The following is a 22,935-nucleotide window of genomic DNA, read 5'->3' as shown; positions in this document are numbered from 1 at the left end:
GGGGCACGTAAGATCTCGCCCTTGTGAGCGAGGCGCGTGGTGCGGGCAGGGTCGTCGAGGCCGTCGTGCCCCGACGCATGGGGACGAGCTTCCGCTGGCTCGTCGGCTCGTCGTGGACGAGCAACATCGGCGACGGCATCGCGCTCGCCGCGGGCCCGCTGCTCGTCCAGTCGCAGACCGACTCCGCCTTCCTCGTCGCCCTCGCCGCGCTCGTGCAGCGCCTGCCGTGGCTGCTCCTCGGCCTCTGGGCAGGAGCGATCGCCGACCGGGTCGACCGGCGTCTCCTCGTCGTGGGCGCGAACCTCGTCCGGGCCGGCGTCGTCGCGGTCCTGTGCGCGTTCGTCGTCACGGGCCACGTGAGCATCACGGTCGTGCTCGTCGCGCTGTTCTGCCTCGGCGTCGCGGAGGTGTTCGTCGACACCACCACGAGCACCCTCCTGCCCATGCTCGTCGACCGTCGCGACCTCGGGACCGGCAACGCGCGCCTGCAGGCCGGGTTCCTCGTCGGCAACCAGCTCGTCGGCCCGCCCGTCGGCGCGTTCCTCTTCGCGGCGGGCATGGCCTGGCCGTTCGTCGTGCAGGCGGTGAGCATCGTCCTCGCCGTCCTGCTCGTCGCGCGCATCGCCACCACGCCCGGCCCCGTGCGCGACGGCGGCACGCACGTGCGGCAGGACATCGCCGAGGGCGTGCGCTGGATCCTCGGCAACGCGCCCGTGCGCACCCTCGCGCTCGTCATCCTCGCGTTCAACGTCACCTGGGCGGCCCCCGGCGCGATCATGGTGAAGTACGCGATCGATCACCTCGGCATGGACGAGGTCGGGTTCGGGCTGCTCACCACCGCCTCCGCCGTCGGCGGCGTGGTCGCCATCGGGATCTACGGCCGGCTCGAGCGGCACGTCAGCCTCGCGACGCTCATGCGCGTGTGCCTCACGCTCGAGGTGCTCATGCACGGCGTCCTCGCGCTCACCACGACCGGCTGGGTCGCGATCGTCGTCATGGGCGTCTTCGGGCTCTACGCCTTCGTCTGGGGGACCGTGTCGAGCACCGTGCGCCAGCGCGCCGTGCCCACCGAGCTCCAGGGCCGCGTCTCCGCCGCGTACATGGTGTGCGTGTTCGGCGGCATCGCCGTCGGACAGCTCCTCGGCGGCGTCCTCGCGGAGGTGTGGGGGCTCACCGCGCCGTTCTGGTTCGCGTTCGTCGGCGCGGGCCTGACCCTCGCCCTCGTCTGGCGCCGGCTCACGAACGTCGCCCACGCGGGCGACGTCGACCCCGCCAGCGACTGACCGGGCGCCCCTCCCGCGCCGTCCGCGGTCGCCGGGAGCGAAACCCGTGGACCGGGGTGGGTGCCTCGGGCGAGGATGTGCGCGTGAGTCATACGCCGTACGAGAACGACGCGTCGACCGGTCCCGCCGACGACGACCCGGGGACCGCCGTCGTCACCGACGCCCCGCAGCCCCTGGGGGCCGGGACCGGCCCGGACGACGACGCGGCCCGGCCCGGCTGGCGGCGCGACACCACGATCTTCCTCACCGGGCAGACCGTCTCGCTGTTCGGCTCCATGCTCGTCCAGTACGCCGTGATGTGGCACCTGACCATCGAGACGAAGTCCGGGAGCGTCCTCGCCCTGAGCACCCTCTTCGGCTTCCTCCCGCAAGCCGTCGTGTCGATCTTCGGCGGCGTCTGGGCCGACCGCGTCAACCGCAAGGTCCTCATCGTCGCCGCCGACGCCACCATCGCCGTCACGACCCTCGCCCTCGCCCTGCTCATGCTCGGGGGCGCCGACGACCTGTGGCTCATCTACGCCGCCCTCGCGATCCGCTCGACGGGCGCCGGCATCCAGACCCCCGCCGTCGCCGCGCTGCTGCCGCAGATCGTCCCGACGACCAAGCTCCTGCGCGTCAACGGCATCAACCAGTCCATCCAGTCCGCCATGATGCTGCTCGCCCCGGCGCTCGCGGCCGCGATCTACGCGAGCTCGTCGATCGTCACTGTGTTCTTCGTCGACGTCGTCACGGCGGTCGTGGGGATCGGGCTGCTGCTGCTCGTCCCCGTGCCGACGCTCGCGCACGCCCGTGCGTCCGCGGACCGGCCCGGCTACCTCGACGACCTCGTCGAGGGCTTCCGGTACCTCGGGTCCCACGCGTTCGTGCGGTGGGTGCTCAGCCTGTACGCGGCGATCTTCCTGCTCATCGTCGCGCCGTCGTACCTCACGCCGCTCATGGTCGCGCGGACGTTCGGGGAGGAGGTCTGGAAGCTCACGGTCAACGAGATCGCGTTCTCCGTCGGCATGCTGCTCGGCGGCGTGCTGCTCGCCACGTGGGGCGGGCTGAAGAACCGCATCGCCATGATGGTCGGCGCGACCTTCGTCTTCGGCGTGCTGTCGGTCGCCATGGGCCTGTCGACGAACATGTGGGTGTTCTTCACCTTCATGTTCCTGCTGGGGCTGTTCGTCCCGCCGTTCTCCACGACGTCGATGACGATCCTCCAGGAGACCGTCGAGCCGGAGCGCCAGGGTCGCGTGTTCGGGTTCGTCGGCATCGTCATGGCCGTGTCCATGCCGCTGGGCATGGTGGTGCTCGGACCGCTCGCGGACCGCTACAGCGTCGGGTCCCTGCTCGTGGTCTCGGGCGTGCTGATGTTCGTCGTCATCGGCGTCGCGACCGTGCTGCCGTCGGGTCGGCGGGCGATGCGTTCGGCCGCCGAGCCGCCCCCGACCCGTTGAGTGCGGGGGATCGGTCGCCCGACAGCGGTGGCGGACGACGTATCGCCCGCACCCACGGGATGACGGTCAGTCGACGATCTCGCAGATCGCGGTCCCGGCGCTGACGCTCGCCCCGGCGTCCGCCGCGAGCGAGCGCACGGTGCCGGCACGGTGCGCCAGGAGCGGCTGCTCCATCTTCATGGCCTCCAGCACGACGACGAGATCCCCCTCGGCGACCTGCGTCCCGTCCTCGACGGCGACCTTGACGATCGTGCCCTGCATGGGGGACGCGAGCGTCGTCCCGGACGCGCCGCCGTTCGCGCGTGCGGCGGCACGACGTGCCGGGCGGCGGGCGGCGTTGGCGGTGCGGGCACGACCGGCGGCCATGCCGAGGCCCGCGGGCAGGACGACCTCCAGCCGCTTGCCCCCGACCTCGACCACGACGCGCTCCGTCGCGGGCGCCTCGTCCTCGTCGTCGTCGCCCGTCCCGGGTGCCGCGGCGGGAGCGAGGGCGGCGAGGGTGTCGGTGAACTCGGTCTCGATCCATCGGGTGTGCACGCTGAAGGGAGCGTCGTCGGCGGGGACGAACGCCTCGGCGTCGAGCACGGCGCGGTGGAACGGCACCACGGTGGGGATGCCCTCGATCTCGAGCTCGCGCAGCGCGCGGCGCGACCGCTCGACGGCCTGCCGGCGGGTCGCGCCCGTGACGATGACCTTGGCGATCATGGAGTCGAACGCGCCGGAGATCGTGTCGCCCTCGACGACGCCGGAGTCGACGCGCACGCCCGGACCGGACGGGAAGCGCAGCGTCGAGATGCGGCCGGGCGCGGGCAGGAAGTTCGCCGCCGGGTCCTCGCCGTTGATGCGGAACTCGATGGAGTGCCCTCGGGTCGCCACGCTGCTGTAGCCGAGCGGCTCGCCCGCGGCGATGCGCAGCTGCTCGCGCACCAGGTCGATGCCGGTGACCTCCTCGGACACGGGGTGCTCGACCTGCAAGCGCGTGTTCACCTCGAGGAACGAGATCGTGCCGTCGGCGCCCACGAGGAACTCGCACGTGCCTGCGCCGACGTAGCCCGCCTCGCGCAGGATCGCCTCGGACGCCTTGTACAGCTCGGCCTCCTGCTCCGCCGTGAGGTAGGGCGCCGGTGCCTCCTCGACGAGCTTCTGGTGGCGGCGCTGGAGCGAGCAGTCGCGGGTCGAGACGACCACGACGGTGCCGTGGGAGTCCGCGAGGCACTGCGTCTCGACGTGGCGCGGCGTGTCGAGGTAGCGCTCGACGAAGCACTCGCCGCGGCCGAACGCGGCCGTCGCCTCGCGGACGGCGGACTCGAAGAGGTCGTCGATCTCGTCGGCCGAGCGCGCGACCTTGAGGCCGCGCCCACCGCCGCCGAACGCCGCCTTGATCGCGACGGGCAGGCCGTGCTCCGCCGCGAAGGCGTGCACCTCGCCCGCGTCGGCGACCGGGTCGGGCGTGCCGGGGACGAGCGGCGCGCCGGCGCGCTGCGCGATGTGGCGCGCGCTCACCTTGTCGCCGAGCGCGTCGATCGCCGCGGGGGGCGGGCCGATCCAGACGAGGCCCGCGTCGATGACCGCCTGCGCGAACGCCGCGTTCTCTGCGAGGAAGCCGTACCCGGGGTGCACGGAGTCCGCGCCCGCGCGGCGCGCGACGTCGAGCAGCTTGTCGACGTCGAGGTAGGTCTCGGCGGCGCGGGCGCCGCCGAGCGCGTACGCCTCGTCGGCGACGCGCACGTGCAGCGCCTGCCGGTCCGGGTCGGCGTAGACCGCGACGGACGCGATGCCGGCGTCGGCGCAGGCACGGGCGATCCGGACGGCGATCTCACCGCGGTTCGCGATCAGGACCTTGCTCAGAGGACGGGGAGGGTTCGCGGGCACGGCTCACCGTAACGCGTGCCCGGACCGCCGATCACGCTCCGACGCACGGTAGCGGGCAAGACTGTCGAACAAGCCAAGGGGTGTCGAGGGTGGTTGGAGGAAACCTCCATAGCGGGAGGGCTGGGACGCTCTCGGTCGACGCCGCGTTGTCAGGCACCCACAAGTTCGCTCAGGAGCGCAGCTCGTGCCAGGCGACGCCGACCTCGTCCAGGAGCCCGCGCAGCAGGGGCAGGCTGATCCCCACGACGTTGTGGTGGTCGCCCTCGATCCGCTCGACGTACGGGCCGCCGAGGCCGTCCACCGTGAACGCCCCCGCGACGTGCAGCGGCTCGCCGGTCGCCACGTACGCGTCGATCTCGGCGTCCGTCAGGTCCGCGAAGTGGACCGTCGTCGAGGCCGTCGCGCCGAACGTCGCGCCGGTCCCGCCGTCGTCCGGGTGACGCAGGTCCACGAGCCAGTGCCCGGTGTGCAGCACACCCGCCCGTCCGCGCATGGCGCGCCACCGCGCTCGGGCGTCGTCCGCGTCGCGCGGCTTGCCGAGGACCTCGCCGTCCAGCTCGAGCATCGAGTCGCACCCCACGAGGAGGTCGGTGTCACCGGGCTCGGTGTCGCCCGGCTCGGTGTCGTCCTGCTCCGCCTCGAGGACGCGCGTGACCTCCTCCGCCTTGGCCCGGGCCAGGACGAGCACGGCGTCCACGGGGTCGAGGTCGCCGTAGCGCTGCGCGGCGTCGCGCAGGACGGCGTCCTCGTCGACGTCCGAGACCCGGACGGCCGGGTCGACCCCCGCGGCGCGCAGCGTCGCGAGGCGGGCGGGGGAGCGGGAGGCGAGCACGAGTCGGAGCACCCGCGCAGACTACCCGGCCGACCCGCCCCGGACCGGCCCGGCCCGACCCGGGACGGCCGTCGCGGGTCACGCGAGGAGCAGCGCCGCGACGAGCAGCACCACGGGCGAGGCGAGCGTCGTCACGAGGATCGTGTCGCGCGCGAGGATCTCGCCCCGTCCGAAGCGCGCCGCGTAGTTGTACACGTTCTGTGCGGAGGGGAGCGCGGCGAGCGTCACCGCCGAGGCGACCGCCGCGTCGTCGAACCCGAACGCGTACCGGGCGACGACGAAGACGGTGACGGGCATGACCAGCAGCTTGACCGCGCTCGCGACGACCACCGCCGCCCGCGCCTCGCCGCGTCGCAGCGGCCGGGTGCCGTGCAGCGACATGCCGAACGCGAGGAGGATCATGGGGATCGCCGCGCCGCCGAGGATGTCGAGCGGTGCCATGACGGCCGTGGGCGGGGTCCAGCCCGCCAGGGAGCAGACGGCGCCCGCGGCCGACCCGAGGATGATCGGGTTGCGGACCGGCTGGGCGAGGACGAACCGCCACGACAGCCGACCGGTCGTCGTCGCGTCCAGCACGAGCAGGGCGACCGGCGCGAGGACGAGCAGCTGCAGGAGGATGACGGGCACCACGGCCGTCGCGTCGCCGAGCACGTACACGGCGACGGGCAGGCCGATGTTGTTCGCGTTGACGTAGCCGGACCCGACGGCGCCGACCGTCGCCTCCGGCGCGGGCATGCGCAGCCACGACCGGTCGACGAGGACGAACACGCCCGCCGCGACGACCGCGCCGATCGCCGCCACCGCGAGCGGCGCCTGCACGAGCGCCGCGACGTCCGCGCGCGCGAGGACGGTGAAGAGCAGGGCCGGGCTCGCGACGAAGAACCCGACCTGGTTGAGCGCCGTGCGCGCACCGGGCCCGCCGACGCCGAGCCGCGCGCTGACGTAGCCCGCGGCGACGACGACGCCGATGACCGCGAAGCCGACGAGGACGTCACCCACGGTCGGTCGCTCCCGGCGCCGTCAGGCGAGCGCGCCGCGCAGCACGTCCAGGCCGACCGACCCGAGGTTCAGCGCGCGCGCGTGGAAGGCCTTGACGTCGAAGTCCTCCCCGCGCGCCCGCGCGGCGTCGCGCGCCGTGTCGCGCGTGGCCTCCCACAGCCGCTGCCCGACCTTGTACGACGGCGCCTGCCCGGGCCAGCCGAGATAGCGGTCGAGCTCGAACCGCACGAACGACTCGGGCATGTTGACGTTCGCCGACAGGAACGTCCAGGCCTTCTCCGCGTCCCACCGAGGATCGGCAGAACCTCCGCGCCACTCCTGGGGCGCGGGCAGGCCGAGGTGCACGCCGATGTCGAGCACCACGCGAGCCGCGCGCATGCGCTGCGCGTCGAGCATGCCGAACCGGTCGCCGTCGTCCTCGAGGAACCCGAGGTCCGCCATGAGCCGCTCGGCGTACAGGGCCCAACCCTCGCCGTGCCCGGACACCCAGCAGGCGAGCCGGCGCCACGTGTTGAGCGTGTCGCGCGCGAACACCGCCTGGCCGCACTGCAGGTGGTGGCCCGGCACGCCCTCGTGGTAGACGGTCGTCTTCTCGCGCCACGTGGTGAACTCCGTGACGTCGGCCGGCACCGACCACCACATGCGGCCCGGGCGCGAGAAGTCGTCGCTCGGCGGCGTGTAGTAGATCCCGCCCGTCTGGGTCGGGGCGATCCGGCACTCCAGGTCGAGCACGGGCGCCGGGACGTCGAAGTGCGTCCCGTTCAGGGCCGCGACGGCGGCGTCCGACGTCTCCTGCATCCAGGCGCGCAGCGCGTCGGTGCCGTGCAGCGTGCGGGCCGGGTCGGCGTCGAGCGCCGCGACCGCGTCCTGCACGCTCGCCCCCGGTCCCGCGATGCGGCGCGCGACCTCCTCCTGCTCGGCGACGACGCGCGCGAGCTCGTCCAGTCCCCACGCGTACGTCTCGTCGAGGTCCACCTCCGCGCCGAGGAACGTGCGCGAGAACAGCCCGTACCGCTCACGCCCCACCGCGTCCTCGGCACGCGCCCGCGGCGCGAGCTCGGTCTCCAGGAAGTCCGCGAGGCGGCCGTACGCCTCCCGCGCCGCGCTCGCCCCGCGCTCGAGCTCGGCCCGCACGAGCGAGCACGCCGCGGAGTCGTCGAGCACCGCCGCGGGCTCCGGGCCGGACACGAACGACGTGAAGAACGACCCGTCGCCCGCGAGCTCGCGCGCCTGCTCGACGCCGAGCCGCACCTGCCGGACCGCGGCCACGTTCCCGCGCCGCGCCGCCTCGGCGAGCGACGCCGTGTACCCGTCGACCGCCGACGGCAGCCCGTTCAGGCGCGCCGCGACGTTCTCCCACGCCTCGACCGTGCCCGTCGGCATGAGGTCGAACACGTCCCGCAGCTCCTGCACCGGCGACGCGATGTTGTTCAGCGCGGCGAGCGGCTCGCCCGCCTCGTACAGCTCGACCTGCAGCCCCACCCGCTCGCGCATCGCCGCCAGCGTCACCCGGTCCACGTCGTCGACCGGCGCGAGGCCGTCGAGCTCGCGCAGCACCGCGCGGTCGGCCTCCGCGCGCGCCTCGTGACCCTCGGGAGAGAGGTCCGTGACGAGGTGGTCGTACCCCGACAGGCCCATCGCCGTCGCGGCGAACGGGTCGAGCTCCGCGAGACGGGCCGTGTAGGCCTCGGCGACGCGGTCCACCGCCGTCGGCGTCCGGGTCGCCCCCGACGGGCCGGCGAGGTCGGGGCGGGCAGGGGCGTCGTCGGGCACCGGGGTGTCGTGGCTCACCCGCCCGAGCGTACCCGCGGCCGACGACGCCGACCGCGGGACGGTTCACGACGCGTTCACCCCCGCGCCCCCGATGTTCGCCCGGGCCCCGTGTCGGCGTCGCCTCCCGGACACCTCACGCTCCTACGTTCGCCGCATGCACGACAGCTCAGCCCTCCCTCCGGACGCCGACCCGGCCCACGGCAACGACGCAGCGTCCCGCCCACCCGCCCTCGTCGTCGTCCCGGCGCGCGGCGGCTCCCGGGGCGTGCCGCGCAAGAACCTCCAGCTCGTCGGCGGGGACACGCTCGTCGCCCGGGCGGTGCGCGCGTCGCTGGCCGCGACCACCGTCGACCAGGTCGTCGTCAGCACCGACGACGCGGAGATCGCCGACGAGGCGCGCCGGCACGGCGCGCGCGTCGTGCTGCGGCCCGCAGACCTGTCCGGTGACCTCGCGTCGTCCGAGTCCGCGGTGCTGCACGCGCTCGACGCCCTCGGGCTGCGGCACGACCCGCCCGTCACCGTCCTCGTGCAGTGCACGTCGCCGTTCCTCGACCCCCACGACCTCGACGCGGCCGTCGCCCGCGTCGCGTCGGGCGACCGCGACGTCGTGGTCGCCGTCGCCCCGACCCACGACTTCCAGTGGCGCGCCGACGACGACGCGGTGCGCGCGGTCGGGCACAGCGTGCTCGAGCGCCAGCGCCGCCAGGACCGCGCCCCGCACTACCGCGAGACGGGGTCGTTCTACGCCATGCGCACCGCCGGCCTCCGCGAGTCCGGGCGACGCTTCTTCGGCGACGTCGGCCTGCACGCCGTCGACCCCGTCACCGCGGTGGAGATCGACGACCAGCACGACCTGTGGTGGGCCCGCCAGCTCGCGACCCTCGCGCGCACCGGGGCCGCCGACACCTACCCGCTCCTCGCCGACCTCGACGCGCTCGTGACCGACTTCGACGGCGTCCACACCGACGACCACGCCTGGGTCGACGCCGCCGGGAACGAGCACGTGCGCGTGCACCGCGGCGACGGCCTCGGGATCGCCGCCGTCCGCGACGCGGGCCTGCCGTTCCTCGTCCTGTCGACCGAGCGCAACCCCGTCGTCACAGCGCGCGCCGAGAAGCTGCGCGTCCACGTCCTCCAGGGGGTCGACGACAAGGCGACCGCGCTCACGGCGTGGCTCGACGAGCACGGGCTCGACCCCGCACGCGTCGCGTACGTCGGCAACGACGTGAACGACCTGCCCGCGCTGCGTCTCGTCGGCTGGCCGGTGGCCGTCGCCGACGCGCACCCCGACGTCGCCGCGGCCGCCCGCCTCGTGCTGACCCGCCACGGCGGGGACGGTGCCGTGCGCGAGCTGTGCGACGCCGTCCTCGGCCGCCGCCTGCCCGACCCCGTCCCCGACCCGGCGTTCGCCCAGCACCTCGACCCGTTCGACGTCTCGGCGCGCACCCTCACGCAGACCACCCCCCGACCCGACGAAAGGCCCCGACCGATGAGCACCACGACCACCCCGCGCACCGCCGAGACCGCCGCCGCACCCGTGGCGATCGGCGACCGCCTCGTCGGTGACGGCCAGCCGGTGTACGTCATCGGCGAGATCGGCCTCAACCACAACGGCGACGTCGAGATCGCCAACCGCCTCATCGACGTGGCGGCCGCCGCCGGCGTGCAGGCCGTGAAGTTCCAGAAGCGCACCCCCGAGATCTCGACCCCCGCCGACATGCGCGACGTGCGCCGTGAGACGCCCTGGGGCGAGATGTCCTACCTCGAGTACCGCTACCGCGTGGAGTTCGACCGCGAGCAGTACGAGAAGGTCGCGGCCCACGCCGCCGACCGCGGGCTGCAGTGGTTCGCCTCCCCGTGGGACGTCCCCTCCGTCGCGTTCCTCGAGGACCTCGACGTCCCGACCCACAAGGTCGCCTCCGCGTCCGTCACCGACCACGAGCTCCTGCGGGCGCTCGCCGACACGGGCAAGCCGATCATCCTGTCGACCGGCATGTCGACGCTCGAGGAGATCGACGCCGCGGTCTCGGTCCTGGGGACGGACCGGCTCGTCATGCTGCACGCGACGTCGACCTATCCGCTGCCCCCCGAGGAGGCGAACCTGCGCACCATCGCGACGCTCCGCGAGCGCTACGGGGTCCCCGTCGGCTACTCGGGCCACGAGCGCGGACTGCAGATCTCCCTCGCCGCGGTGGCGCTCGGCGCCGTCGCCGTCGAGCGCCACATCACGCTCGACCGCACCATGTGGGGCTCCGACCAGGCGTCGTCCCTCGAGCCCACCGGCCTGGAGCACCTCGTGCGCGACATCCGCATCCTCGAGCAGGCCATGGGCGACGGCACCAAGCGCGTCTTCGAGGGCGAGCTGAAGCCCAGGGCGCGCCTGCGCCGGGTCGACTCCCTCGCGGCGGCCGCCGGCACCGACGCCCGGTGACCCGCGGGTCCACCGCCCTCGTCGAGTCCCCGCTCCAGCTCCTCGGGGTGCTCGAGGCCGTCCACGCCGGGCTCGTCCCCGCACCCGTCGAGATCCGGTGGCGGGCCGCCGTCCCCGGCCTGCGCGAGGCGGTGGACGCGGTCCGCGCCGACCCCCTGCCCCCGGGGACGCGTCTCGTCGGGACGGGCCGCGCGTCGTCGGGCGACCTGCCCCGCGCGGGCCGCACCCTCGTCGTCGGGGACGCGTTCTCCGGCCGGGCCCAGGCCGTCCTCGCGCTCGCCGGGCCGCGCCGCGTCGTCCTCGTCGACGACGGTCTCGCGACGGTCGAGGCCGTGCGTCGCCTCGGGACCGCAGGCAGCACCCTCGTCCGGGTCGGGCACCGGGTCGGCGCCGCCCGCCGCGCGCTCGGCGCTCGCGCCGTGCACCAGGTCCGCGCCGCCGCACGCGCCGGCGGCGCCGTCCTGTGCACGGCCCTCGACCTCGACCCCGCGGACCGGGCGGCGCTGGCCGACGCCGGGGTCGACGTCGTGACGCACCGCTTCGACCGCCTCGCCACGCTGCCTCCCGCCCCGCGCGTGCCCGAGCCCGTCGTCGTCGTCGGCTCCGCGCTCGTCGCCGACGGCCTGCTCGACCCGGACGCGTACGTCGCGTGGGTGGCGTCGGCCGCCGCGCCCGCCGCCCGGGCGGGCGGCACCTGCTACGTCCCCCACCGGCGCCACGACCCGGGGGTGCTCGCACGCGTCGCGGCCCTGCGCGGCGTGCGCGTCGCCCCCGCCGGCCCGCCCGTCGAGCTCCGGCTGCGGTCCCTCGGACCCGGCCAGACCGTGGTGTGCCTGCCCTCCACCGCGTACCGGTCGCTGCGCCTCGTGCTCGCAGGGACGGGCGCGCGCGTCGAGATCTCCCGGGTCGCGCCCCACTGGTGGACACGCCGCGCCGACGCAGCCCTGCGCCACCACCTGGAGTCCGCGGCCACGGGCGGTGGCCGGTGACGTCGCGCACCGGCTTCGTGCGGCTGGTGGCGGTCGCCGACTCCGACTCCTACCTCAAGTGGGCCGCCGCCACGCTCGCGTCCCTGGACGACGTCGCCGCCGGGATCGTGCTCCTGCGCAACCCCATCCAGCCGTCCCCCGCACAGGTCGGGGCGGCGCTCGCGGGGACGCCGTTCCGCCCGGACGACGTCGCGTCGGTGCACGTGGCCCGCCTGCGGGCCCACCTGCGCCGTGCAGCGCCCGACGTCGTCCTCGTCGCGGCGACCGGCCCCGTCGTCGAGCTGGTGGTGCGTGCGGTCGCGGGCCTGCGTCCCCGGCCCGCCGTCGTGACGGGCCTGCCGGGGATGGCGCTGCCCGCGACGTCGCTCGGCGTCCGCTACCGCGCCGCGAGCGACGCGTTCGTGGTCCACTCCCACACGGAGCGCGAGGCGTACGAGGCGGCCTTCGCGACCCAGGGCCTCCACCCCGTCCTCGCGCTCGAACGCCTGCCGTTCGTGCCGGTCGGCCCCGGCCCCGCCGCGGCACCGGCACCGGAACCGGGGGCAGCGCCCCCGGTGGAGCGTGTCGTGTTCGCGGCGCAGGCCAAGGTGCCCGCGACGCGTGCTGACCGGCTCTGCGTGCTCGACGCTCTCGCCCGGGCCGGGCGGGACCGCGACGTCGTCGTCAAGCTGCGCGCGGTCGGGGGCGAGCGGCAGACGCACGCCGAGGAGCACCCGTACCCGGCGCTGTGGGAGGCGGAGCGGGCGGCGCGCGGCTGGTCGGACGAGGTCCGCTTCGTCGCGGGCCCGCTCGGTGACTGGCTCGGGCCGGGCGCGGGACTGGTCACGGTGAGCTCGACCGCGGCGCTCGAGGCCGTCGCCGCGGGGGTGCCGGTCGCGGTGGTGGAGGACTTCGGCGTCGACGACTCGATGCTCACGGGCGTGTTCGCGGGCAGCGGGCTCCTGCGACCGCTGGACGCCGTGGTCCGTGGCGACCTCGGCCTTCCCGACCCGGTGTGGTGGGCGCGGAACTACGGGCACGACGACCCGGGCGAGCTCGGGCACGTCGTCGCCGGGCTCGCCCGGGCGGTGCGCACCGGACGGCTCGACCCGCGTCCCGTGCGGCCGCGGTCCTGGCGTCGCTACGTGCGGTCCTGGTTGCGCTGCGCTGTCCCGCTCGTCGTCGTCAGGCCCGGTGGTCCGCGCGGGCACGGCGGTCGACGCCCCGGAGGAAGCCCGCCCCCCAGCACAGGTGCATGACGACGAGGACCGCGGGCAGCCGCCACCGCGTCGCCGCGCTCTCCCGGGCGCCCGCGTGCAGCGAGGCGACGAGCACGGCCGCCGCGTAGAACGACGGGACGAGCAGCGCGAGGCGCACCCAGCCCGCGTCGAGCACGGCACCGAGCACGCCGACCACGACGGACAGCGCGAGACCGAGCACGAGCGCAGGGGGGGCGAGGTAGCGCACGCCGGCGCTGCGGTGGTCGCGGCGCACGAGCTCGCGTCGCCACATCCCGGTGCGCCAGAACTGCTTGGCGAGCGCGCGGAACGTCGAGCGCGGGTAGTAGACGACCTGGAGCTCGGGGTCGAACCAGACGACCCCGCCGCGCTCGCGCAGGCGCTTGTTCAGCTCCCAGTCCTCGCCCCGCACGACGCTCTCGTCGTAGCCTCCCGCGGCGACCAGGGCGTCGCGACGGAACACACCGAGGTACACGGTCGCGACCGCGCCCTCCTGCCCGCCCGTGTGGAACGCGGCCGCACCGATCCCGGCGGGGTGGCTCATGGCACGGGCCGTGGCCCGCTGCGTGGGGGTGAGGCCGACGGGCATCATCATGCCGCCCACGTTCACCGCGCCGGTCCGTTCCAGGGTCCGCACGGCCCGCCGCACGTACGTCACGGGCAGGACGGCGTGGCCGTCGACGCGCACGACGACGTCGTTGCGGGGGTCCGCGGCCGCCAGGGCACGGTTGAGGCCGTCCGACCGGCCGCCCGTGGGGTTGTCGACGACGACGACGCGGGGGTCCCGCAGCGACCAGGCGTGGGCCAGCTCCGCGGTGCCGTCGTGCGAGGGCCCGACGGCGAGGACCACCTCGAGCCGGCCCTCCCAGTCCTGCAGCAGGGCGGAGCGCACCATCGCGTCGAGGAACGCCTCCTCGTCGCGCACCACGGCGACGACGCTCACCCCCCGCAGGGTCTCGCGCGGGGTCGCACGAGGGCGGGGGAGCGGCCGGGGGGCGTCCGTGCGGGTCGTGGGCGCGCGGACGACGGCGGAGGTGTCGGCGGGGCCCACGCCGCCCGGGTCGGCACGGACACCGTTCATGCGCCGGAGGCTACGCAGCGTGGGCGACGAACGGGCCAGGAGCCGCGGAACGACGGGTGAACGGACGACGACGCCCGTGTGGCGACGTCAGTCGCGCGCGACGCGGGAGAGCAGGTCGTCCGCCCAGCCCCGGTCGTACCGCACGAGCAGCACGCCCGTCGCGTCGGGGTCGGTGGCGGCGTGCCACACCGCGAGCGGGTCGCCGGCGCGCGGGCCGGCGGCCCCGTCCGGGACGACGACGCGCAGCGGCCGCGCGAGCGTCTCTCCCGCCGCGGTGGTCAGGGTGACGAGACCGGAGAGCGGCGAGCGCGCGGCGTCGTCCTGGTCGGTGGGCGACGCGGAGCCGGTGGGCGTGAACGTCCCCGTGGCACGGGCCGGTGCGTCGAGCAGCGCGCGCTGCCCCCGCGTGTCCGCCGCGGCGGCACGGTCGTCCTGGTAGCGCACGAGCGCGAGCAGCGCGGTCGCGAGGAGCCCGACCGTCGTCGCGGCGACGACCCACGACGGCACCGGCCAGCCCTGCCCGGGCGCGGTGCGCTGGTAGACGATCGCGGCGAGCGTCGGGACGAACGCGACGGCCCAGCCCCAGCGCCGCCACGCGGCACGGCGCGGCGGTGCGGGCAGCGCGGTCGGGTCGGTCTCGACGGCGTCCGGCGCGCCGGGCAGCTCGACGAGCACCGTGCGGACGGGCAGGCGCCGGACGCGCGGGCCGCCGCTCACGAGCGCAGGCTCCAGCGCCACGCGTCGGCGTTGTGCCGTCCTGCGCGGCCCCCGAAGCTCTTCGCGGTCGCTCCCGCACCGGTCCCGCGCAGCCCCCGGACGCGGTTGTTCCACTCCTCGACCGGTGCGACGTCGTCGGGCAGGCCCTGCGCAGCGGCCGCCGCGGCGAGGCCGGCGACGAGCGCCGCGACCTCGACGTCGTCGGGCACGCCGCGCACCACCCGCACGCTCGCCGGCTCCGTCATCGGTGCCCACCGTCCTCGTCGTCGTCCTCGTCCTCGTCGTCGAACGCGTCGCCCCGGGACGCGGTCCACTCCACCACGTCGAAGCCGGAGTCGACGAGGCGGGCCACGACCTGCGAGCCCGCGTCGTCGAGGAGCCCGACGACGTCGTCCAGGCCGACGTCCGTCGTCCCGGCGGGCGGTGCGACGACGAACCCCAGGTAGAACTCCTCGGCGGCCTGGTCGACCTCCTCCCCGCGGTCCGTGGCCTCTCCCGCGTCCGGCCCGGGCTCCCACACCGACGACGTGAGGTCGGGGTGCATCCCGAGCGACGTGTGCAGCGCGTCGAAGAGGCCCGCGTTGAGGGCCCCCACGCGGTCCTCCAGCGCGAGGATGCGCGGGTCCTCGTCCGCCTCGTGGGCCCCGAACTCGGCCCGCACGCCCACGGCCGCCTCGACGTACTCGTGCAGCGCCGCGGCCAGGGCGTCGACGGCGGCGTGCATGGGGGCGGGGTCGACCGCGCCGAGCGGGGTCGGTCCGTGGGTGGTGTCCTCGTGGCTCATCGGGTCTCCCTCCCGGTGGTCGTGCGAGCGCGGGTCGCGGCGGTCGGTGCGTTCACAGCGGGATGTTGCCGTGCTTCTTCGGGGGCAGGCTCGCGCGCTTGGTGCGCAGCGCGCGCAGCGCCCGGACCACCTGCACGCGCGTCTCGGACGGGCGGATCACCGCGTCGACGTAGCCGCGCTCGGCCGCGTCCCACGGGTTGACGATCGCGTCCTCGTACTCGGCGACGAGCCGGGCGCGCTCCGCCTCCACGTCCTCGCCCGCGTCCGAGACCCGCTTGAGCGTGGCGCGCTGCAGGATGTTCACCGCGCCGCCGGCACCCATGACGGCGACCTGCGCCGTCGGCCACGCGAGGTTGACGTCCGCGCCGAGCTGCTTGGAGCCCATGACGATGTACGCGCCCCCGTACGCCTTGCGCGTGATGACGGTGACGAGCGGGACCGTGGCCTCCGCGTACGCGTAAATGAGCTTGGCGCCGCGCCGGATGATGCCCTGGTGCTCCTGGTCGACGCCCGGGAGGAAGCCCGGCACGTCGACGAGCGTGAGCACCGGGATGTTGAACGCGTCGCACGTGCGCACGAACCGGGCCGCCTTCTCCGCGGCGTCGATGTCGAGCGTCCCGGCCATCGACAGCGGCTGGTTCGCCACGACGCCCACCGACTGCCCCTCGACGTGCCCGAACCCGACCACGACGTTCTTCGCGAACAGCGGCTGCACCTCGAGGAACGCGCCCTCGTCGAGCACGTGCTCGATCACGGTCCGCATGTCGTACGGCTGGGAGTCCGAGTCGGGGACCAGCGCGTCGAGCTCGGCATCGGCGTCCGTCACGTCGAGCACGGTGTCCTCGGGCGGGAACGACGGCGCGTCCGACAGGTTGTTCTGCGGCAGGTAGGACACGAGGTGGCGCACGTAGTCGATCGCGTCGTCCTCGTCGGTGCCCATGTAGTGCGCGACGCCGGAGCGCTCGTTGTGCGTGAGCGCGCCGCCCAGCTCCTCGAACCCGACGTCCTCGCCGGTCACCGCGCGGATCACGTCCGGGCCGGTGATGAACATGTTCGACGTCTGGTCCGCCATGACGATGAAGTCCGTCAGCGCGGGGGAGTACACCGCCCCGCCCGCGCTCGGCCCGAGGATGAGCGAGATCTGCGGGACCACGCCCGACGCCGCGACGTTGCGCCGGAAGATCTCCGCGAACTGCGTCAGCGCCGCGACGCCCTCCTGGATGCGCGCCCCGCCGCCGTCCGAGATGCCGATCAGCGGCACCCCCGTACGCAGCGCGAGGTCCTGCACCTTCGTGATCTTCTGGCCGTGCACCTCGCCGAGGCTCCCGCCGAACGCCGTGAAGTCCTGGCTGTACACGCACACCTGGCGGCCGTCGATCGTGCCGTGTCCGACGACGACACCGTCGCCCGCGAGCCGCTTCTTCTCCAGCCCGAAGTTGTGCGAGCGGTGCTTCGCGAACGCGTCGAGCTCGACGAAGCTCCCCTCGTCGAGGAGGAGCTCGATGCGCTCGCGGGCCGTCTTCTTGCCGCGCGCGTGCTGCTTGGTGCGCGCAGCCTCCTCGGGCGCGGTCGTCGCCTCGGCGCGACGGCGGTCGAGGTCCGCGAGCTTCGCGGCCGTCCCCGTGAGGCGGGTCGTGCCGTCGGCGGCGGTCGGGGCGGGGGTCGCGGCAGTGGAGGCTTCGGTCACACGGTCGAGACTAGTTGGTGGGTGCCTCCACCTCGATGCGGCGGGCACCAGCACCGCCCGGGCCCGCGTTGGTGGGTGTCCACAACCCGCGGCCCTCCGCTGCGCGCCCCGGCACGTGGGGGAGGATGGCCCGATGGCGAACGACGAGACCGGCCGACCCGCGCTGCGCCCGGGCTTCCTGCGCGACCTGCTCGTGCAGCCCGCCGGGCCGCTCGCCCGCCTCGAGGTCGTCGAGGAGTCGGGCTCCACCAACGCCGAGCTCGCCCGCGCCGCGGCGGCCGACCCCGACGCGTGGCCCGCTCCCGCGCTGCTCGTCACCGAGCACCAGGCCGCGGGCCGCGGCCGCCTCGGCCGCACCTGGGAGACGCCGCCGCGCGCCGCGCTGCTCGGGTCGCTGCTGCTGCGCCCCGACGCCCCCCGCACTGCGCTGAGCTGGCTGCCGCTCCTCGCCGGGCTGGCCACCGTGCACGCCCTGCGCGCCACGGCGGGCGTCGACGCCGTCGTCAAGTGGCCCAACGACGTGCTCGTCCCCGACCCCTCCGACGGCGCCCCGCGCAAGGTCGCCGGCATCCTCGCCGAGGTCCTTCCCGACGGCGGCGTCGTCGTCGGCGTCGGCCTCAACGTCTCCCAGAGCGCGGACGAGCTGCCCGTGCCCACCGCCACCTCCCTCGCGCTCGCCGGGGCCGCGACGACCGACCGGGAGGTGCTGCTCGTCGCCCTCGAGGAGGCCTTCCACGCCGTCCTCGTGCGCTGGCAGGACGCCGACGGGGACGCGCACGCCGCCGGTCTCGCCGCCGACCTGGACCGCGTCTGCGCCACCCTCGGCACCCGCGTGCGGGTCGAGCGCGTCGCGGGCGACGCCCTCACCGGCACCGCGACCGGCATCGCCCCCGACGGCGGGCTGGTCGTGCGGCACGACGACGGCACCACGAGCGTCCAGCACAGCGGCGACGTGCACCACCTGCGTCCCGGCGGGGGGACGTAGGATCACGGGGTGCCCGAGGAGAACGACGCCCTGGACCGGACCGACGCCGGACCGGTGGGTGAGCACCCCGGCGACGACCCCGGCCCCGCACCCGAGGCGGCCCTCGACGAGGCGCTGCTCGGCGGTCCGCCCAGCCTCACCCTGGAACGCCTCGCCCACCGCGCCGGCGCCGACGAGGAGCGCGTGCGCGCCTACTGGCAGGCCCTCGGCCTTCCTGTCACCGACGAGCACGCCTTCACCGAGCAGGACGCGCGGACGCTCGCGGAGGTGTTCGCGTTCGCGGAGGGGGAGGAGCTCGACGAGCGCGCGCTGACGACGCTCATCCGCTCGACCGGGCACACGACCGAGCGGCTCGTGCTGTGGCAGGTGGAGGCCCTCGTCGAGCACGTGACGCGTCGGTTCGACCTCGACGACACGAGCGCCCGCCTGCTCGTCCTGGACCGCCTGCCCGACCTCGCCCCCGTCCTGGAGCAGCAGCTCCTGCACGCGTGGCGCCGCCAGCTCGCGGCCGTCGCGGGCCGGTTCGCCGTGGAGTTCTCCCAGGCGCGCACGGCCGCGGTCGACGACCACGAGCTGCCCCTGCCGCGCGCGGTCGGCTTCGCGGACATCGTCGCCTTCACCCAGCGCACGCGCGGGCTCGGGTCGGGCGAGCTCGCCGAGTTCGTCCAGCTCTTCGAGACGAGCGCGCGCGACATCATCACCGCCGCCGGTGGGCGGGTCGTCAAGACCATCGGCGACGCCGTGCTCTACGTCGCGGACGACGCGGCGACGGGCGCCCGGGTGGCGCTCGGGCTCGCGGAGGCGGGCCGGCGCGCGGAGGCGATCGACGTGCCCCCGGTGCGGGTAAGCCTCGTGTGGGGCAGGGTGCTGTCCCGGTTCGGCGACGTGTTCGGCCCGAGCGTGAACCTCGCCGCACGGCTTGTCGACATCGCCGACCCGACGACGGTGCTCGTCGACCGGGAGACCGCGGGGGTGCTCGCCCGCGACCCCCGGTTCGCGCTCACCGCGCAGCCCGAGCGCGAGGTCCAGGGGCTCGGCACGATCGAGCCCGTCCGTCTCCAGTGGGCCTATCGCGGCTGACCGTGCGGTCGAGGCGCGGCTGCCCGTCCGGGCGGGACGTGGGGACGGGCGAGGGGACGGGCGCGGCTCAGACCTCGGCGAGGAGGCCGGGGCCGTCGTTCGTCACGGCGTTGACGAGGGTCGGGACCTTGCGTGCGTGCATCGGCACGTCCTCGTGCGGGCCGCCGAGAGCGAGCAGGTCCGCGGCGCCCTTCGCGTCGACGGCGGGGTCCAGCCACGCGTCCCACGCCTCGGGCGGCAGGACGAGCGGCATCCGGTCGTGGATCTCGGCGAGGGAGGGTGCGGCGTCGGTCGTGACGACTGTCGTCGACACGAGCCAGCGGTCGGGGTCGTCGTCCGCCTTCGTCCGGTCGCGCCAGAACTCGTAGAGCCCGGCGAACGCGGCGGTGCGGCCGCTGCCCGGCTCGATGTAGTAGGGCTGCTTCGGGGTGCGCCCGCGCCGGGCGGGGCCCGCGTCCCCGGCCGGCGACGCGCCGTCGGGCAGGGGCCGCCACTCGTAGTACCCGTCCGCCGGGACGAGGCAGCGCCGGACCCCGAACGGCTTCGCGAACGCCGGCTTGTCGAGGATCGTCTCCGCGCGCGCGTTGATCATGCGCGCGCCACCCGCGGGGCTCTTCGACCACGACGGCACGAGCCCCCAGCGCGCGACCCGCAGCGAGCGGCGTACCTCGCCCGTGTCCTTCGCGGCGCGCTCGACGACGATGCGCACGGGGTCCGTCGGGGCGACGTTCCACGACGGGGGGAGGAGCCACGCGTCGTCGGCGATCTCCGCGACGGCGAACTCGTCGGCGAGGTCCTGGGCGTCGGTGAAGGAGGCGTAGCGGCCGCACATGCCTCCAGGGTGCCCGACGCCGCCCACACCCGACGAGAGGCGGATCACGTCGCCCGGGGCGACCGTCGAGGTGTCGAATCGATACGATGGGGGTCATGCCCACCCCCTCGGACGAGACCGCCGCGCCCCGACCGAGGTCCACCGTCCGCTGGGTGCTCCTCCTCGGCGCGCTCGCCACCCTGCCGGCGCTCACCGTCGACATGTACCTGCCGTCGCTGCCCGACGTCGCGACGGACCTGCACGCCGACCCGGCCCTCGCCCAGCTCACGCTCTCCGGCATGCTCGTCGGGGGAGCGGTCGGCCAGCTCGTCATCGGGCCGCTCTCGGACCGCTTCGGCCGCCGCCCGCCCCTGCTCATCGGTCTCGCGCTCGGCGTCGTCACGTCCGTGCTCTGCGCGGTCGTGCCCAGCATCGGGGCACTCATCGTGCTGCGCGTGCTCCAGGGGTTCTGCAACGCCGCGTCCCAGGTGGCCTCCATCGCCACCATCCGCGACCGGTTCACCGGGTCCGACGCCGCCCGCATCCTCTCGCGCCTCATGCTCGTCATCGGCGTCGCGCCGCTCCTCGCGCCCACCCTCGGGTCGTTCGTCGCCGCCCAGGCCGACTGGCGCGCCGTGTTCTGGGTGCTCGCCGTGCTCGGCGTCCTGCTCGGCGCCGTCGTGTGGCGGTTCATGCCCGAGACCAACCCGCCCGCACGCCGCCGCACCGGCGGCGCCACGACCGTCCTGCGCGGGTACGCCAGCCTGCTTCGCGACCGGCACTTCCTCGCCCTCGCCGTCCTGCCCGGCCTCGGCATGGCCGTCCTCATGAGCTACGTCGTCGGCTCGCCGTTCGTCCTGCAGGAGGGCTACGGCCTCAGCCACGGCCAGTTCGCGCTCCTGTTCGCCGTCAACGGCATCGGCCTCGTCGTCTCCGCGCAGGCCAACGCCGCCCTCGTGCGCCGCGTCGCCCCCGTCCGCCTGCTGCGCGCCGCACTCGTCCTCCAGGGCGTCTTCGCCGTCGGCCTCGTCGTCGTGGCCGTCACCGGCGCGGGCGGGCTCGTCGGGCTCCTCGTGGCGCTCTTCCTCACCCTGTCGCTCCAAGGCCTCATCCCGGCCAACGCGTCCGCGCTCGCCCTCTCGCGCCACGGCGAGATCGCCGGCACCGCCGCCGCCGTCATCGGCGCCTTCCAGTCCGGCGTCGCCGGCGTCGTCAGCCCCCTCGTCGGGGTGCTCGGCGGCGACGCCGTCGCCATGGCCACCGTCATGCTCGGCGCCGTCGTCGCGTCCCTCCTCGTGCTCGGCCTCGCCACCCCCGCGTTCCGGCGCGGTGGCTGGCACACGCCCATCTGACACCACCGGCCCGGCGAGCCGCGACACGACGGCAAGACGGGGCACAGCGGGCGAATCGTGCTCTCGGCGACGTGGAGGACGCCGGAGGTCGGGCCTCCTTCACACGTCCTCCGGCTGGTCGTGCACACGTGTCCACGAGCAAACCCTTACCCTCGGACCGTGCCATCGATCGTCGAGCCCGCGACGGAACCGTCGCGAGGCCGTCCCGCCGGGCCCGGCCGGTCAGCCGGCGACCCGCCGAAGCCGTCGGGCGGACCGCACCACGCGCGGGCGCTCCGCTCCCACCGCGTCGCCCGTGCGATCGGGCTCGTCGTCACCGGCGCCCTGAGCTTCGCCGCCGTCGCGGGTGCCGCGGTCTACCTCGACCTCAGGTCGAAGGTCACGGTCAGCGACGTCAGCGACCTCGTCGTCGGGGGCCCGACGGTCGAGCCGCCGAAGGACCCCGACGACCCGTTCGCCGGCCGGGCGCTCAACATCCTCGTCATGGGCACCGACTTCCGCGACGCCGAGAACGCGGCCATCGCGGGCAGCGAGGAGGGCATGCGCTCGGACACCACGTTCATCGCGCACGTCTCCGGCGACCGCACGCGCATGGAGGTCGTGTCCATCCCGCGCGACTCGCTCGTCGACCTCCCGGCGTGCAAGCTGCCCGACGGCTCGATGTCGCAGCCGCACAACGCGATGTTCAACTCCGCGTTCGAGATCGGGTCCGGCGGCGTCGACGACATCGACCACGCCGCCGCGTGCACCATCACGGCGGTCCAGGAGCTCACGGGCATCCCGATCACGAACCACGTCGTCGTCAAGATGACCGGGGTCATCGGGGTCGTCGACGCCCTCGACGGCGTCACGATGTGCTTCCCCGAGGATGTCGTCGGCGGGGCGCACTCGCCGGGTCTGAACATCGAGGCAGGAGAGCGCACGATCGACGGCAGCACCGCGATCGACTACCTCCGTGCACGCCAGGGCCAGGGCATGGGCCTGGAGATGGGGAGCGACCTCGCCCGGATCGAGCGTCAGCAGGGGTTCATCGACGCGATGGTCCGGCAGATCCTCGCCCAGAACATCATCACGAACTCGCCCCAGCTCTACGGCGTGATCGAGGCCGTGCTCAGCTCCATCAGCGCCGACCCCTCGATCGCCGACCCGGCCGCGCTCGCCGGGCTCGCGTTCAGCCTGCGCACCATCAACCCCTCGGAGGTCGTCTTCACCGAGCTGCCCGTCGTCGACTCGCCGCGCGACCCGAACCGCGTCGAGTGGACCGCGGAGGCCGACGCGATCTGGGAACGCATCGTCGCCGACGAGCCGCCCCCCGGCCACGAGGACACGACCGACCCGCGCGACGACGCGACGTCGGGCGCCCCCGGGTCCCAGGACCCTGCGGACGGCACGGACGGTCCGGTCGAGGACGACGGCGGTGCGGCCGCGGGAGACGGTGGCACGACGGGCACCGAGGGCACCGAGGGCACCGAGGGCTCGGACGGGGACGGCACGACCGACGGCACGACCGACGGAGAACCGGAAGACGAGGCCGAGCTCCTCCCCGGCGTCTGCGGCTGAGCCGCGTCAGGCCGGGTCGAGTCAGGCCGGGTCGAGTCAGGCC

General features: G+C 75.0%; 19 protein-coding genes and 1 pseudogene. 10 read left to right on the top strand and 10 right to left on the bottom strand.

Annotated features, from left to right (window positions below; translation table 11 throughout):
• Positions 1-77: 77 nt before the first annotated feature.
• Positions 78-1,283 (top strand): MFS transporter, encoded by a 1,206-nt coding sequence (locus tag LGQ04_RS07885; RefSeq protein WP_229243512.1) that lies wholly within the window; start codon positions 78-80, stop codon positions 1,281-1,283.
• Positions 1,284-1,366: 83 nt separating this feature from the next.
• Complete coding sequence (locus LGQ04_RS07880; protein ID WP_308016379.1) at positions 1,367-2,722, top strand: MFS transporter; 1,356 nt, start codon at positions 1,367-1,369, stop codon at positions 2,720-2,722.
• A gap of 66 nt (positions 2,723-2,788) precedes the next feature.
• On the opposite strand, the gene LGQ04_RS07875 is transcribed toward LGQ04_RS07880, so the two are convergent.
• The 4 genes from LGQ04_RS07875 to LGQ04_RS07860 form a co-directional block, all read right to left on the bottom strand.
• Positions 2,789-4,594: an acetyl/propionyl/methylcrotonyl-CoA carboxylase subunit alpha gene (locus tag LGQ04_RS07875; protein ID WP_229243151.1), complete on the bottom strand. Its 1,806-nt coding sequence runs from the start codon at positions 4,592-4,594 to the stop codon at positions 2,789-2,791.
• A 169-nt stretch (positions 4,595-4,763) separates the two neighbouring features.
• Positions 4,764-5,438 carry a Maf family protein gene (locus LGQ04_RS07870; protein WP_229243150.1) on the bottom strand — a complete coding sequence of 225 codons (675 nt, stop codon included), beginning with the start codon at positions 5,436-5,438 and terminating at the stop codon, positions 4,764-4,766.
• 66 nt (positions 5,439-5,504) lie between these two features.
• Positions 5,505-6,425, bottom strand: coding sequence for an AEC family transporter (locus tag LGQ04_RS07865; RefSeq protein ID WP_229243149.1), 921 nt, complete (start codon positions 6,423-6,425; stop codon positions 5,505-5,507).
• 21 nt (positions 6,426-6,446) lie between these two features.
• Positions 6,447-8,198 (bottom strand): DUF885 domain-containing protein, encoded by a 1,752-nt coding sequence (locus LGQ04_RS07860; protein WP_372470037.1) that lies wholly within the window; start codon positions 8,196-8,198, stop codon positions 6,447-6,449.
• Between the two features lie 91 nt (positions 8,199-8,289).
• Here LGQ04_RS07860 and LGQ04_RS07855 point away from each other — a divergent pair.
• From LGQ04_RS07855 to LGQ04_RS07840, 4 genes and pseudogenes are all read left to right on the top strand, one after another.
• Positions 8,290-9,531: pseudogene (locus LGQ04_RS07855) on the top strand (cytidylyltransferase domain-containing protein); the annotation flags it as partial.
• Positions 9,532-9,687: 156 nt separating this feature from the next.
• A complete protein-coding gene (locus LGQ04_RS07850; protein ID WP_229243509.1) occupies positions 9,688-10,629 on the top strand; it encodes an N-acetylneuraminate synthase family protein in 942 nt (313 codons plus the stop codon).
• Entirely contained in the window at positions 10,626-11,618 is a 993-nt protein-coding gene (locus LGQ04_RS07845; RefSeq protein WP_229243148.1) for a hypothetical protein, read from the top strand. The genes LGQ04_RS07850 and LGQ04_RS07845 overlap by 4 nt, the downstream gene beginning before the upstream one ends.
• The gene (locus LGQ04_RS07840; protein ID WP_229243147.1) at positions 11,615-12,856 is read left to right on the top strand and encodes a DUF6716 putative glycosyltransferase; all 1,242 of its coding nucleotides are present in this window, start codon (positions 11,615-11,617) and stop codon (positions 12,854-12,856) included. The genes LGQ04_RS07845 and LGQ04_RS07840 overlap by 4 nt, the downstream gene beginning before the upstream one ends.
• Here LGQ04_RS07840 and LGQ04_RS07835 read toward each other — a convergent pair.
• The 5 genes from LGQ04_RS07835 to LGQ04_RS07815 form a co-directional block, all read right to left on the bottom strand.
• Entirely contained in the window at positions 12,783-13,916 is a 1,134-nt protein-coding gene (locus tag LGQ04_RS07835; protein ID WP_229243146.1) for a glycosyltransferase family 2 protein, read from the bottom strand. The genes LGQ04_RS07840 and LGQ04_RS07835 overlap by 74 nt on opposite strands.
• An 87-nt stretch (positions 13,917-14,003) precedes the next feature.
• Positions 14,004-14,654 (bottom strand): hypothetical protein, encoded by a 651-nt coding sequence (locus LGQ04_RS07830; RefSeq protein ID WP_229243144.1) that lies wholly within the window; start codon positions 14,652-14,654, stop codon positions 14,004-14,006.
• On the bottom strand, positions 14,630-14,878 hold the full coding sequence (locus tag LGQ04_RS07825; RefSeq protein ID WP_229243143.1) for an acyl-CoA carboxylase epsilon subunit: 249 nt from the start codon (positions 14,876-14,878) through the stop codon (positions 14,630-14,632). The genes LGQ04_RS07830 and LGQ04_RS07825 overlap by 25 nt, the downstream gene beginning before the upstream one ends.
• Positions 14,875-15,417: a hypothetical protein gene (locus LGQ04_RS07820; protein ID WP_229243142.1), complete on the bottom strand. Its 543-nt coding sequence runs from the start codon at positions 15,415-15,417 to the stop codon at positions 14,875-14,877. The genes LGQ04_RS07825 and LGQ04_RS07820 overlap by 4 nt, the downstream gene beginning before the upstream one ends.
• Before the next feature lie 52 nt (positions 15,418-15,469).
• Entirely contained in the window at positions 15,470-17,104 is a 1,635-nt protein-coding gene (locus tag LGQ04_RS07815; protein WP_229243141.1) for an acyl-CoA carboxylase subunit beta, read from the bottom strand.
• Positions 17,105-17,237: 133 nt separating this feature from the next.
• Between LGQ04_RS07815 and LGQ04_RS07810 the strand changes: the two genes are divergently transcribed.
• Positions 17,238-18,089: a biotin--[acetyl-CoA-carboxylase] ligase gene (locus tag LGQ04_RS07810; protein WP_229243140.1), complete on the top strand. Its 852-nt coding sequence runs from the start codon at positions 17,238-17,240 to the stop codon at positions 18,087-18,089.
• Positions 18,090-18,098: 9 nt separating this feature from the next.
• Entirely contained in the window at positions 18,099-19,169 is a 1,071-nt protein-coding gene (locus tag LGQ04_RS07805; protein WP_308016378.1) for an adenylate/guanylate cyclase domain-containing protein, read from the top strand.
• Positions 19,170-19,236: 67 nt separating this feature from the next.
• On the opposite strand, the gene LGQ04_RS07800 is transcribed toward LGQ04_RS07805, so the two are convergent.
• Entirely contained in the window at positions 19,237-20,001 is a 765-nt protein-coding gene (locus LGQ04_RS07800) for an SOS response-associated peptidase (protein ID WP_229243139.1), read from the bottom strand.
• A 95-nt stretch (positions 20,002-20,096) separates the two neighbouring features.
• Here LGQ04_RS07800 and LGQ04_RS07795 point away from each other — a divergent pair, with 95 nt between their 5' ends.
• Positions 20,097-21,332 carry a multidrug effflux MFS transporter gene (locus LGQ04_RS07795; protein WP_229243138.1) on the top strand — a complete coding sequence of 412 codons (1,236 nt, stop codon included), beginning with the start codon at positions 20,097-20,099 and terminating at the stop codon, positions 21,330-21,332.
• 159 nt (positions 21,333-21,491) lie between these two features.
• The gene (locus tag LGQ04_RS07790; RefSeq protein ID WP_229243137.1) at positions 21,492-22,892 is read left to right on the top strand and encodes an LCP family protein; all 1,401 of its coding nucleotides are present in this window, start codon (positions 21,492-21,494) and stop codon (positions 22,890-22,892) included.
• Positions 22,893-22,935 lie beyond the last annotated feature (43 nt).

The organism is Cellulosimicrobium marinum (assembly GCF_020551945.1).
In the GTDB taxonomy this organism is placed as follows: Bacteria; Actinomycetota; Actinomycetes; order Actinomycetales; family Cellulomonadaceae; genus Cellulosimicrobium; species Cellulosimicrobium marinum.
This window is presented reverse-complemented; position numbering and strand designations above follow the sequence as displayed.